Origin of the sequence: Enteroscipio rubneri, assembly GCF_963929405.1 — a bacterium.
Classification (GTDB): domain Bacteria; phylum Actinomycetota; class Coriobacteriia; order Coriobacteriales; family Eggerthellaceae; genus Enteroscipio; species Enteroscipio rubneri.
This window is the reverse complement of the sequence record NZ_CAWVIN010000001.1, coordinates 473,341-486,113: the sequence shown is the minus strand read 5'-3', so window position 1 is coordinate 486,113 and position 12,773 is coordinate 473,341. Positions and strand designations below refer to the sequence as shown.

Sequence of the window (12,773 nt, the reverse complement as noted above, 5' to 3'; positions counted from 1 at the left end):
CAGATGGAGGGCCCCCTCTATCCCGTTGCGCCATCCCGCACGCAACGGAGGCTGAAGCCGATGCTCGACGGCTCCGCTTCGAACGCTCGGAGCTAGCAGGCCTCGCCCGCAGGACGAGGAGCCGTCGCGGCAGCCCTACGGCGATGGCGGAAGCGCAGAAGCGCGCCAGCCGCGCAGGCCAGCACCGTCTGCACGATGGTCACGGAGAGCCAGATGCCGTCCACGCCGGCCACCTGGGCGATACCGAACACCACCAGCACGACGAGCACCGCCTCACCGTACACGATGGCGCTCGAGGCCTTCGCATCGTCCACCGCATAGAAGTACGAGGTGGATGCATGCGTAAAACCGTAAAACACATAGGCCGTAGAGAAAATCGGCAGCGCCCAGGCCACGATGGCGGCCGTCTCCGCCGACGAGCCGAACAGAAGCGGCACTTGGTTGCGCAGCAGGTACATGGCCAAGAGCCCCAGCGCGCCCAAGCTGATGGTAATGAGGTAGTTCGTGTTCCTAAACCGCCGCACGCCGTCGGCGTCGCCCGCGCCGTAGTGCTTGGAGATGAGCGGTTGCGAGCCGTCGCCCACGCCCTGGATGAGCATCTGGATGACGCAGGCGGTGTAGGACACCACGGCGTAGGCCGCGAGAGCCGTCTCGCCGCCGTAGATCGACAGGTTGATATTGATGGCCACGACCGTGGCCTCGGGCAAAAGCGTCAGGCCGAACGGCGCCATGCCCAGCTTCAGCGCATGGGCTGCGATTTTGCCGTCGGGACGCAGGTCGGCCCGCGCAATGCGGTTCTTCTTCAGCAGGAAGAACGCGAGCACCGGCACGAACGCCGCAGCCTGCGACACCGCCGTGGCCGCGGCGGCGCCGGCTGTGCCCCAGCCCAGCAGCATGACGAACGCATAGTCCAATGCCACGTTCATCAGGCCCGCGAACACCTGCACCGCCATGGCGAAGCCCACGCGCCCCTGGTTGCGGATGAGGGGCGTACAGCCCGTGACGAATATCTGGAACGGGACGCCCCACGCGATGACACTCGTGTACGCCACAGCCTGCGCGAGCGTGCCGCCCTGGCCTCCCAGGAGTCGGCAGATAGGCTCGGCCGCGAACAGCAGCAACGCCATGACGGGCAGCGCCGCCAAGAGCAGCATGACGAACGTCGTGCCCACGGCGCGCCGCGACTTCGCCTCGTCGCCCGCGCCGCGCGCGATGGACGAGATCACGCCGCCGCCCATGCCGATGCCCGTGCCCACGGCCATCACGAAGGCCACGAGCGGGAACGCCACATTGATGCCGGCGACGCCCGCGTCACCCACCGCGTGCCCCACGAACATGCCGTCCACGATGCTGTAGACGCTTGCCAGCGTGAACGTGAGCATCGTGGGCAGGATGTAGCGCAGGTACTCTTTAAGCATGCTTCTCTTGATCATAAGTATTCGACTCCGTCTTGAACCTTGCCCTTGATTCGACCGGATGGTACTCTAAACCTTAAAGTCGCTTGAAGGTAAAGATGTCCTATCCGATCCTTCTTCTAATCTTCAAAAAGAGGACGGGTGCGATCAGGAAAGGGCTTTCCGGATCACAGCCCCTCGCATCAGGAGCGCCCATGGGAGAGCCCAGGTTCTACGACATCAAAGACGCGGCGCGCTATCTTGGCGTCGCTCCTTCCACGCTGCGGTACTGGGAGAGCCGCGGCTTGATAAGCGCCGGGCGCAACGCGGCGAACGATTACCGCCGGTATACGGTTCACGACCTCATCCATGCGAGCGAGATCGCATTCTACCGCAAACTCGGCGTTCCTGCGAAGGAGCTCGAATCCTATCACACACTGAGCGCGAAGGGCCTCGATGCCGCGCTCGCCCTTACCGAGGCGAACATCGAGCAGCGTATTGCCGAGCTGGAAGCCATGCGCGCCAGGCTTGCCCAGCAGCGCGCGCTCAACGCCGCCGCTGAGCAGCTGCGGCGCTCGGGCATGCGCCCTGCCCGACCCGCCATCGCCCGCCTCAGCGCCATCGACTACGATGCTCCCGAGCCTTGGAAGGTTCTTGTCGAGGAGCCCTGGCGCTACGGTGTGTTCATCGACGCGCGTAATCCCGCCCTCGTGCACGAAGCAGTGGCCGACGCCCGCCCCGGCAAAGAAACCGTTCTTTGGCAACGCATCGAGGCTGAGCACAATACGGGCTGCCTCGAATGCCTGCTCAAGGTTGCACCTTCCATGGATGCAAGCAACGTCGACGAGCTCCTAGACCGGGCGCGCGCCAGCGGAGTTGAGCCGGAAAACGTCGCGGGCACCTATCTTCTCACCGCGACCGATGATGAAGGCCGCTGGGACTTCTATCGCGCATGGATTGGAGGAATGTGCACGCAACCAACGGCGAGCTGCTGAGCTTTCCTTCGCACGTCACATGTTCTTGCGTTCGTATTCGATGATGTCGAGCAGCGCCTGCTGAGAGTGCACGCCAAGCTTGCGGTACACCTTGCGGATATGCGTCTTGGTAGTCGCCTCGGTCACAACGAGCTGGGTGCTGATGTACTCGCAGTTGCGTCCCTTGGCCAGCAGGTGGAATACTTCCGCCTCGCGCGGCGACAGGCCGCGCGTCGAGGCAATGGCGTCACACACCTTACGGAACTTGGATTCTGGCGCCACCACATCGCCCCACGGTCGCAACACGCCCCATCCCATCTGGGACAGCGAATTGCCGAACGCGAACAGCGCAACGAGGAGAATGACGAACACCGCGACCACCGATATCATCGCCACCTCGTAGCGGCTGGCAGCGGCTTCCATGAGCGAAGCGCCGATGGTCGAGCCCACGAGCTGGCCCGCCTGGATGGAGGCGATGCCTGCAGCGCAAAACTTCATGGCGGGCACATGTTTGTTCTTGCGCGCGAGCGCGGGCCAAAGCGCCCAAAGGATGATATAGAAATACTCGTAGCCCAGCTGGTGGAAGAAGAATCCCAGAACCTCGAACGATCCGGGCAACGCCACGCAAACGAAGCCCATGGCCATGAGAGGCAACGCCACCTGGTAGGTCAGATGGTTGAAGTCCATCTTGAACACGCTCATGGTCAGCAGGATGGTCAGCGCCCCCAAGACGAGAGCAACGATGTTGATGATGTCGCGCAACGCCAGCAGATCAGCACCCGCGAAGACGAACATGCCCTTCATCACGCCGTACGATGTAGCGAAGAACATCGAGATCACGATAAGCCCGATCAGATCCTTGCGGTACTTGACGCGCGCCGGCTTGCCCACCGAGCCCGGCTCCTCACGCGCAAGCTGGGACGTGCCCGCGCGGTAGCGGAGGACGACGTCGCGCTGGAACCAGAACAGGCCCATTTCCAACAGAGGGAACAACGCCACCGCGAACTGTACGACCGAAGGGGCGAAGAATATCGAAACCATATAGAAAAGGCCGCCGACGATGGTGGCCGCCACGCCGTACACCACCGTTTGGCGCATTCCGAGGATGGCGAGCAGTTCGCCCCAGAGCACAAACTCAATAGCCGATCCTGCTCCGGTGAGCACCGCGCCTGCCACATAGCCCGCGAATCGTGCGCCCGGCGCGAACAATGCATCGGGATAGGCCACCATAAACGTGCCCAGCGATGTGAGTACGGCGGCGGCCACCATAAGCGGCACCCTCCACCCAACCGAGCCAAGGCGCTTGCCGAGGAAAAACAACACGATAGGCGTCGCGAAGTTCGACAGAAGCGAGAAGAACCACAGCGGGTCTACGAGTAGCGCGCCGCCGTGCTGCAATCCCGCAGACTCGAACACGGGGTAGAACGACGAGCTCCAGAAAAGTATCCAAATCCACGACCAGTGCAGAGCAAGGCCGACGACGATGGCTGGACGCACGTCGAAGTCGAACATCTTCTTGACTTTCTGAAGCACGGGCACGGCTCCCACCCCCCTTTGGCGGCCCCCCTGGCTCGCCCATTGTAATCGCAAACACAGGATAGCGCATCTGAGGGGCATCATCCCAGAAGGATGATTTCACCGAATCATCCCTGCGTATTCGAAACCGTGCCGCGCAAGATGCTAGTCTTCGAGCATCGGACAAGGGCTGCGATACGCGGGGGAGGTGGTGCCCAAAGGCCGATGCAGGGGCAAGGACGAGAGAAGAGCACTTCGATCAAAGAGGAGAGGATATGAGCAAAGAGAGCAGCACGCACGTGATCGCCGACGCGGAGAACGCGGCGGCGGAGCGCGCACAGGGACACGCCAACCTCAGCCGCCGCAGCTTCGTCAAAGCCGGCGCACTGAGCGTCGGCGCGCTCGGCGTTGCAGGAACGCTCGGCGCCTGCGCGTCGGAGGAGTCCGGCAAAGCCGGTACCGATAAAACGGCTGACGAAGGCGAATGGCTGCCGTCGCAGTGCAACATGTGCTTCAACGCTTGCAGCATTCTCGGGCACGTCGTCGACGGCAAGCTCGTGGAGATCAAGGGCGACGACCGCAGCCCGGCTGGCTGGGGCCACCTGTGCGGCAAGGGAACCGCGGGCATCATGCAGCTCTACGATGAGAACCGCATCACCAAGCCACTCAAGCGCACCAATCCCGAAAAGGGCGTCGGCATCGATCCCGGCTGGGAGGAGATCAGCTGGGACGAGGCGTACGACCTCATCAACGAGAAGCTCGACGAGCAGAAGGAGAAGGGCAACCCCGTTATCGTGTTCGCCCTCATCACGAGCATTATCTCGTGGATCGACTCCATGAACTGGCTCGGCAGCCGGGGCAACATCCCCGTGCCGTTCAAGGCCGACATCTGCGGCGCGCCCACGCACACCATCTCGTCGCTGCTCACAGGCTGCGGTAACGCCATGCCCGACTACGGCAGCTGCAAGTACCTCATGCAGTTCGGCACGCAGGCCGGCGTGGCCACGCGCCACGGGACGAGCATCACCGCCAAGATCTTCGCCGAGAGCCGCAAGAACGGCTGCAAGCTCGTGAACTTCGACCCGCATATGTCGGGCTCGGCGGAGAAAGCCGACGAATGGGTGCCCATCCGCCCCGGCACGGACGCCGCGGTAGCGCTCGCCATGGCGAACCTGCTCGTCAACGAGTACGGCATCTACGACGCCGAGTTCCTGACGAACCGCACGAACGCCCCCTCGCTCATCGACCCGGACACCGGTCGCGTCATGCGCGACGCCGCCAATGGCAACAAGGCTCTGTACTGGGATGGCGATGCGAACGCTCCCGCAACCTACGACAAAGCCGCCGCACCGGCCCTGGAAGGCGAGTTCGACGTTGACGGCAAGAAGGCCCGCACCGCTTTCAGCGTGTTCAAGGAGCATGTCGCCACCTACACGCCCGAATACGCCGAGCAGGTATCCACGGTCCCGGCCGACACCATCCGTCGCCTGGCCAAGGAGTTCGGTGAGGCCGCTTGCATCGGCGAGACGGTCGAGGTCGACGGATTGACCGTGCCCTACCGCCCTGTCGCGGTGGACACGTTCTCCGGCATCGCCCGCCACAAGCACGGCTTTCTGTCCCACTGGGCCATCCTGCAGCTGAACACGCTCGTGGGCTCCACGTTCTCGCGCGGCGGCTACCTGGGCTACTACACCAAGAACGCCCACGGCTTCTACGAGGGCGACAACGTCCACTCCTGGGAGTTCTCCGTGTGGGAGGAAGACGGCCTCATCGAAGAGCTTGGTATGGCGCATGGGTATCCCGACCAGGGCTCGCACTACAAGAAGGTCCGCGAGATGAGCTACACGCCCACCACCCTGGCGCTCGAGGAGCTGCAGCCCCTCACCATGGACCAGCATTTCGGCTACATATCCCAAGTGCAGCCCGACATTTACAAGACCAAGCCTTCCGAAGTGGCGTTCTGCATGGCGTCGAACCCGCTGAAGAACTGGTGCAACCATGATTACCAGGCCAAGGTGCTCGAATCGTTCAACTGGATCTTCGCCATGGACATCTACCTGAACGACTCGTCGTACTACTACGACCTCATCATCCCGGAGCCATGCTATCTGGAGCGTTTCGATCCCCTGCCGCTGTCGTTCAACAACCACCGCGTACCTGGCGCGCTCGAGGTTCCCTACATCGTGGCCGGCCGCATGCCCATTGTCGAGGCGAAGGACGACTGCCCCTCCGCGCTCGATTCGTTCGGTGCAATGGCCGAAAAGTCCGGTTCGACCGCAGCGTTCGCCGGCGCACTCAACGACTACTACCGCCTCACCGACGAGAACAAGCTGAGCGAATCCGAGCAGATCACCGCCGAAAAGGTGTGCGACGCCGCCCTCAAGTCGCTAGCCGGCGAAGGCCGCGGCGTCGAGTGGTTCCGCGAGCACGGCGTGCTGACGCGCGAGCGCACCCCCGAGGAGGTGTACGTATTCGCCGCCGGCCAGGAAGGCCGCATTCCGCTGTACTTTGACTTCATGTTCGAAGCGAAGGAGAAGGTGGAGGCTGAAGTTGCCAAGCTCGGCATCCCCTGGGAGACCGACGACTACGTACCGCTACCGGAGTGGAAGGCCTGCATCGACCACGAGGTCGAAGAAGAGGGTTTCGACATGTTCCCGGTGTACTGGACCAACGCCATCAACACCGACACTTGGCAGGTGGAGAACGCCTGGATCAACGAGATCAACGAGATGGACGACACCACCTATCTGCTCGAGATCAACGAACAGACGGCCGCCGCAAAGGGCATCGCATCCGGTGATAAGGTGCGTCTGTCCAACCGCGAAGGCGCCACGGTTGAGGGCATCGCCGTGGTCACCGGGCTCGTGCATCCCGAATGCGTCGCTTCCGTGGGCGGGCACCTCAACGCGAAGAGCGAGTTCCAGCCCATCGGCAAGAGCAAGGGCACGGCTGTGAACCATCTCGTCCCCGCCGGCGTCCCCGAGCGCATGGACCATCTGTGCTCCGGCGTGGAACAGTGTGTCCGCTGCAAGCTTGAGAAGATCGGCTAGGAGGCTGGTATCCATGGATTACGGATTCGTTATCGATCTGGAGAAATGCGTCGGTTGCCACGGCTGCTCGGTGGCTTGCAAGCAGGCTAATGGCACGCCTCCCGGCGTCACGCGGTCCCATGTGGAGCGCGGCAGCGAAGGCACCTATCCCAATGCGGTTCGCACCATCCGCCCCATGCTGTGCATGATGTGCGAGAACCCCTCCTGCGTCGAAGCGTGCCCTCAGGAAGGCGCCACCTACCGTCGCGAAGAGGACGGCATCGTGGTGATCGACAAGGAGAAATGCATCGGCTGCAAACTCTGCGTGGAAGCCTGCCCCTATGGCGCCCGCTATGCTGTCGAGGATAAGCGAGGCTACTTCGGCGACGAGCTGAACGAGTACGAGCAGGTGGCCTACGCCGACATGCCCGAGAAATGCGTCGATAAGTGCGACCTGTGCGTCAAGTATCGCGAAGCCGGAAACGACCAGCCGGCGTGCGTGCGGGCCTGCATGGCTGAGGCGCGCGTGTTCGGCGACTTGGACGAGATCAAGAAGATGGTGGAGAAGCGGGGCGGCGACGTCTACCTTCCCGAAAGCGGAAACTCTCCGCGCGTCTTCTACCTGCCGGTGGTAAAAGCCTAACGGCCGCCCCCCCAACCAGCTGCCGGGCCGCATGCCCGGCAGCGGCATCGCCCCCTCCCGACGCCGGGGATCACTCGATCCCCGGCGTTTCGTCTGCCGAAATCCCGCCGATGAAAGGCCGGCACAGCCCTCGAGCATAGAAGAAGCCGGCGCCACCGCGACCGGCTTCTTCCTGCAAACTCGTGCGCTCTTGCAGGCTTTCGAGCGCGTGCGCGCTACGCCAACATCGAGAGGATGTTCTGCTTGGGTTGCACGCCCACGGCCTGCTTCTTCACCTGGCCATTCTCGAACACCATCAGAGTCGGCACGCTCATCACGCCGTAGCGCTGAGCAATGTCGGGGCTCTGGTCGATATCGAGCTTGTACACGGCCGCTTTGCCCGCCGTCTCGCCGGCCACCTCGTCGATGGTCGGAGCGAGCATTTTGCATGGTCCGCACCATGTTGCGAAGAAGTCCACAAGCACGGGGCCTTGCGCGTCGAGCACTTTGGACTGAAAATCCGAAGAGGTTACGATCTCGCTCATGTGCTGCCTCCTTTGACAGTGCACCCGGAACCGAGATGGGCCGGACGCCACGAAGCCGGTTCACAATGTCGGCCTGCTTTTTCTCGGGCTATTGTACCCGCTCTCGCGAGCGCCTGCATCAAATGTTACCAAAAAGGAGATAAATCTAGAAAAAGCCGACATATTCTGCGAGGAGGCATTCCACTCCGAAGGCTATAATTGACGACGATCGAAGAAAGGATCTCCGCATGAGCACGGTATTTCGCACGCAAGGCGCTTCGAACCCCATCGGATCGACTGCACCTGAAACGAGCTTCCACGAACCTGCCTGGAACGGTCACGACGCATATCCGGCAAACCTCGTGCTCGAAGGCGGCGCGATGCGCGGTCAGTTTACGGCGGGCGTCCTCGACTGCTTCATGGATCGCAAGCTGTTCTGTGAGCTTGTCATCGGCGTATCCGCGGGAGCGCTCTGCGGGTACAACTATGTTGCCGGCGAAGACGGACGCACCTGCTATGTCAACACGAAGTACAGCGCCGATTGGCGCTACCTGTCTTTGAAGAGCTTTGTACGCACGGGAAACGCCTTCGGGCGCGACTTCGCCTTCGACGAGGTGCCTAACGCGCTCGAGCCGTTCAACTACCGCGCTTTCGATGAATCGCCTATGAAGCTCGTGGCGGTTTCGAGCAACCTCGTGACCGGAGAGGCAGACTACCACGACGTGTCGGATTCCGTCGCCGACCTTCCCTATCTCATCGCATCGTCCTCCATGCCCCTCGTCAGCCAGATCGTCGACGTGGACGGCAAGCATCTGCTCGACGGCGGCACGTGCGACAGCGTGCCCATCGTGCATTCGTGGCTGACCGGCGCGAAGAAGCACATCGTGGTGCTCACTCAAGCAGCAGACTACGTGAAGGGTCCCAACAAGCTCATGGCCCTTCTGCGCCAACGCTATGGCGACTACCCCTTCTATCTCGAGCGGCTCCAGCATCGCCATTACGAATACAATCGCCTGTACCGCGCGCTGCCGAGCCTTCACGACGAAAGCCGGCTGTTCCTCATCCGCCCGCCTGAACCGGTGACCGTCGGCAGCATGGAAAAGGATCCCGGCAAGCTGTTCGCCCTCTACGAGCAGGGCTACGCCGAAGCTGCGCGCATGTGGCCAGCCCTCGAACGATACCTTTCTGAGTGAGCCACCATACCGCGAGGCACGGCCCGTGCAAACTCGGTGGAGACGAAGCGCTAGAGGAGAGCCGCGCGCGATTTCGCGGCGATGGAGCCCGGCACGGTCAACCGTCCGTTTAACACCTGAACTCAAGAAAGCGGGCATGCTATCATAGTATTCGTTCGAAGCACGACGTGATGCCCAGGTTCGCGCTACACGGGAACCTGCTTCAGGAAAAGAGACGTATGAGCAAGCGAATCACCTGGCATGCGAATGCGTTGATCTGTGCCATCATCGTGCTGGGCTTCGCGCTCACCTCCTATATCAGCTACCATTCTAATCGCGAGGCGTTCGAAGAGGATGCCGAGCGCGTGTCTATGCTCACGTCAGATAGCATAGCGCGCGATATCGATGCGCGGTTCACGCAGCCTATCGACGTGTCGCTCACGATGGCCAATGACAGCCTGCTCAAAGAACGCCTCGACTCGGAACTCGACCGTTTCGACGAAGGCGCTTACGAGGAATCGCTGCGCTCATACCTGGACGCCTACCGCGAGAAGTACGGTTACGATTCCGTCTTCCTCGCTTCCGCCGCGACAAACCGTTACTATCATTTCAACGGCATCGACCGCATGCTCGAGGCCGACAACCCGGAGAACGACTGGTTTTACGCCTTCCTTGAGAGCAGCGAGGAATATTCGATCAACATCGACAACGACGAAGCCACCGATAATGAGATCACCGTCTTCATAAACGGCCGCATACTCGACGACGAAGGCGAGACCCTTGGCATCGTGGGCGTCGGATTTCGGATCGACGACCTGCGCGAGATGTTCGCCGAATACGAGGAGCAGACTGGCACGAGCGCATACCTTGTCGACAGCGAAGGAATGATCGAGGTTTCCGCCGATAGCGCCCAGGACGGCCGTGCAGATCTGTTCGACGCAGGGGCGCTCGACGGATTGGAGAGCCAGGCGCTTCGCGATCGAGATGATCCGAGCAGCCTTTGGTACTCGTCATCAGGCGGATCCGGCTACCTCGTGACGCAGTTCATCCCCCACCTCGACTGGTTCCTTGTCGTCGATCACGACACGTCAGAACTGGACGCCCAGATCGCATTCCAATTCGCGTTGGCCGTCGTCGTCATAGCGATCGTGATCGTCCTCGTGCTGCTGGCCACGACGAGTATCTTCCGACGCTACAACAGGCTCATCGCGATGCAGGCGACCGCGGCCGAACAGGAGCGCAAATCCATGTTCCAGGAGGCGGCCGAGCAGGTCTACGACAACATCTACGAGATCGACGTCACACACAACCGCGCTGCGAGCGAGGAGACCGAGCAGTACTTCAGAAGTCTGGGCGCGCCGCCGGGCACACCGTTCGTCAAGGCGCTTTCCATCATTGCCGAGAAGCAGATCAAGGATGAATTCCGCCAGCGCTATCTCGAGATGTTCACCCCCGCGTCGGTGCTCGAAGCGTACGCACGCGGCAAGGACGAGCTGACGTACGACTTCATGAGCACGGTGGACGGCAAGACGTATACCTGGATGAGGATCAATGCGCACCTGTTCACATGGAGCCAGGACGGGTCGGTGCGCATGCTGGTCTACCGACAGAACATCGACGAAGAGAAACGTCGCGAGCATGCCCTGATCGAGCAGATGCAACGCGACTCGCTCACCGGCCTGTACAACAAGGCGGCGACTCAGGAGCACATACGCGCGAAGCTAGCCTCGGCTCCTGAAGCGTCATTCGCATTCCTCATTCTCGATATCGACAATTTCAAAGCGGTCAACGACTGTTTCGGTCACAGCGCGGGGGATACGGTGCTCGCCCGGTTCGCCCAGACGGTGGAAGGGCATTTCCGCCGCGAGGACGTCGTCGGGCGCATAGGCGGCGACGAATTCGTGGTGTTCCTGCCCATGGACGACGCCGCATCCGCCGAGAAGAAGGCCGCCGATCTCGTCGAGGCCCTGCGCATGGATGTCGAAACCGATGCGGGAACGTGCAGCTTGTCAGCTAGCGTGGGCGTGGCGTTCGCCCCCGAAAGCGGGCGCGATTTCGAAACGCTGTACCGACGCGCGGACCGGGCGCTCTACCATGCCAAAGCCTGCGGCAAGAATCGCTACGCCGTAGACGGCGCTTAGAGACCAGGGTCGTCCGCGCTCACTCGCCTGGGCTCGCGTCTGAGGTTTCGCTTTCCAGGCTTTCAGAGCCTTTCGAATGCGCCTGCACGCGAGCATCCTGGGCGCGGAATTCCGCCACGAAGCCGGCCGAGAAGATGCCGGCCGGTATGGCAACCACGGCGATAGACAGTAGCATGGTGGCGAAGCCGATGAGCCGTCCCGCAGCCGTCACCGGCACGAGGTCGCCGTAGCCCGTGGTGGTGATGGTGGTCATGGCCCAGTACATGCCCGTGAGCACGCTGTCGAACTTGTCGGGCTGTACAGGATGCTCCATCTCGTACATGAGCACGCTCGCCGTAACGGTGAGCAGCGCGAGCACTGCGAACGCTGCGACGATCTCCGGCCGGCGCTTCTCGAACACGCGCGCAATGGAGTGCAGCCCGCGCATGTAGCGCGATAGCTTGAAGAGCCGCACGAGCCGGATGACGCGAGCAGCGTTGAGCGCGGACGGCGAGACTGGGACCACGAGCACAAGTAGGCCTGGCAAGAATGCGAGCAGGTCGACGATGCCCATGGGCGAGAACATGTAGCGAAGGCGCGCGCGCAAGGGCGAACGACCGGGGTATACGAGATCGGCTATCCACAGGCGGGCGACGTATTCGACGCCGAACGCGACGCTCGAAGCAAGACCGAACGTCACGAATCCCGCAGCCAAGGCCGACGACGCGTTGATTTGAGGCTCCGCATAAACGAGCAGCGCATTTGCAACGATGAGGATGAACAGCGCGATGCTCACCGCCCGCGCCGCCCCGTGCGCGCAGCGCACGTCCTCGAGCGCGAGATACGTCCGGCGCTTGCCGGCCGAAACCCGCCCCATCCCGCTCTCTTCCCTACCGGTCATACCGTACCTTCCGCTGTTTCCGCACCTCGGCTGGCACGCTCGCGATCGGCCAGGCGATCCGGCGAACGCATAAGGGCCGCATCATAGCCGAAAGCACCATGCGCATGACGGCATGGCTCCTTGAACTCCGCAAGAACGCGCTTTTCTACGCCTGTTCAAGGGTTACGGCGGTGCCGGAAGCCGTCACCATGAGCATATTGCCCTGGCCGAGCACCTCGTAGTCCAAATCGACGCCGATAACAGCATGCGCGCCCAGCTCTTGCGCACGCTGCTCCATCTCGGCTAGCGCTTCGGAGCGCGCTTGCAGGAGCTCTTCCTCGTAGCCGGCGCTTCGTCCGCCCACCAGGTTGCGTATGCCGGCGCCAAAATCGCGGACAAGGTTGATGCCGGTTATAACCTCACCGAATACGATGCCGTAATAGCCCGATACACAGTATCCGTCGACGGTGGGCGTCGTGGTGATGATCATGGTACATGCTCCTTCCGTTTTGCAGGAGGCGTGCAGGGCAACCGAAACACGCC

10 protein-coding genes are annotated in these 12,773 nt (G+C 62.1%); 5 read left to right on the top strand and 5 right to left on the bottom strand.

The features are described 5' to 3' along the window. Positions 1-92: 92 nt before the first annotated feature. On the bottom strand, positions 93-1,433 hold the full coding sequence (locus ABGT83_RS02145) for an MATE family efflux transporter (protein ID WP_346685691.1): 1,341 nt from the start codon (positions 1,431-1,433) through the stop codon (positions 93-95). 176 nt (positions 1,434-1,609) lie between these two features. On the opposite strand from ABGT83_RS02145, the gene ABGT83_RS02140 reads away from it, so the two are divergent. Further along, positions 1,610-2,389, top strand: a complete 780-nt coding sequence (locus ABGT83_RS02140; RefSeq protein WP_346685690.1) for a MerR family transcriptional regulator — start codon at positions 1,610-1,612, stop codon at positions 2,387-2,389. A 15-nt stretch (positions 2,390-2,404) separates the two neighbouring features. Here ABGT83_RS02140 and ABGT83_RS02135 read toward each other — a convergent pair whose 3' ends face one another. Then, entirely contained in the window at positions 2,405-3,907 is a 1,503-nt protein-coding gene (locus ABGT83_RS02135; RefSeq protein WP_346685689.1) for a helix-turn-helix transcriptional regulator, read from the bottom strand. A 251-nt stretch (positions 3,908-4,158) separates the two neighbouring features. Here ABGT83_RS02135 and ABGT83_RS02130 point away from each other — a divergent pair, with 251 nt between their 5' ends. Both ABGT83_RS02130 and ABGT83_RS02125 read left to right on the top strand, forming a co-directional pair. Then, the gene (locus ABGT83_RS02130) at positions 4,159-6,933 is read left to right on the top strand and encodes a molybdopterin-dependent oxidoreductase (RefSeq protein WP_346685688.1); all 2,775 of its coding nucleotides are present in this window, start codon (positions 4,159-4,161) and stop codon (positions 6,931-6,933) included. A 13-nt stretch (positions 6,934-6,946) separates the two neighbouring features. After that, the gene (locus ABGT83_RS02125; protein ID WP_103264839.1) at positions 6,947-7,555 is read left to right on the top strand and encodes a 4Fe-4S dicluster domain-containing protein; all 609 of its coding nucleotides are present in this window, start codon (positions 6,947-6,949) and stop codon (positions 7,553-7,555) included. Between the two features lie 215 nt (positions 7,556-7,770). Here ABGT83_RS02125 and trxA read toward each other — a convergent pair whose 3' ends face one another. Beyond that, positions 7,771-8,079 (bottom strand): thioredoxin, encoded by a 309-nt coding sequence (trxA, locus tag ABGT83_RS02120; protein ID WP_103264838.1) that lies wholly within the window; start codon positions 8,077-8,079, stop codon positions 7,771-7,773. 227 nt (positions 8,080-8,306) lie between these two features. On the opposite strand from trxA, the gene ABGT83_RS02115 reads away from it, so the two are divergent. Both ABGT83_RS02115 and ABGT83_RS02110 read left to right on the top strand, forming a co-directional pair. Then, entirely contained in the window at positions 8,307-9,251 is a 945-nt protein-coding gene (locus ABGT83_RS02115) for a patatin-like phospholipase family protein (RefSeq protein ID WP_346685687.1), read from the top strand. Positions 9,252-9,469: 218 nt separating this feature from the next. Continuing rightward, a complete protein-coding gene (locus tag ABGT83_RS02110; protein WP_346685686.1) occupies positions 9,470-11,371 on the top strand; it encodes a sensor domain-containing diguanylate cyclase in 1,902 nt (633 codons plus the stop codon). Between the two features lie 19 nt (positions 11,372-11,390). Here ABGT83_RS02110 and ABGT83_RS02105 read toward each other — a convergent pair whose 3' ends face one another. Together ABGT83_RS02105 and ABGT83_RS02100 are read right to left on the bottom strand one after the other, a co-directional pair. Next, the gene (locus ABGT83_RS02105) at positions 11,391-12,251 is read right to left on the bottom strand and encodes an ion transporter (RefSeq protein ID WP_346685685.1); all 861 of its coding nucleotides are present in this window, start codon (positions 12,249-12,251) and stop codon (positions 11,391-11,393) included. A 145-nt stretch (positions 12,252-12,396) separates the two neighbouring features. Further along, entirely contained in the window at positions 12,397-12,720 is a 324-nt protein-coding gene (locus tag ABGT83_RS02100; protein WP_103264834.1) for a heavy metal-binding domain-containing protein, read from the bottom strand. Positions 12,721-12,773: the final 53 nt, after the last annotated feature.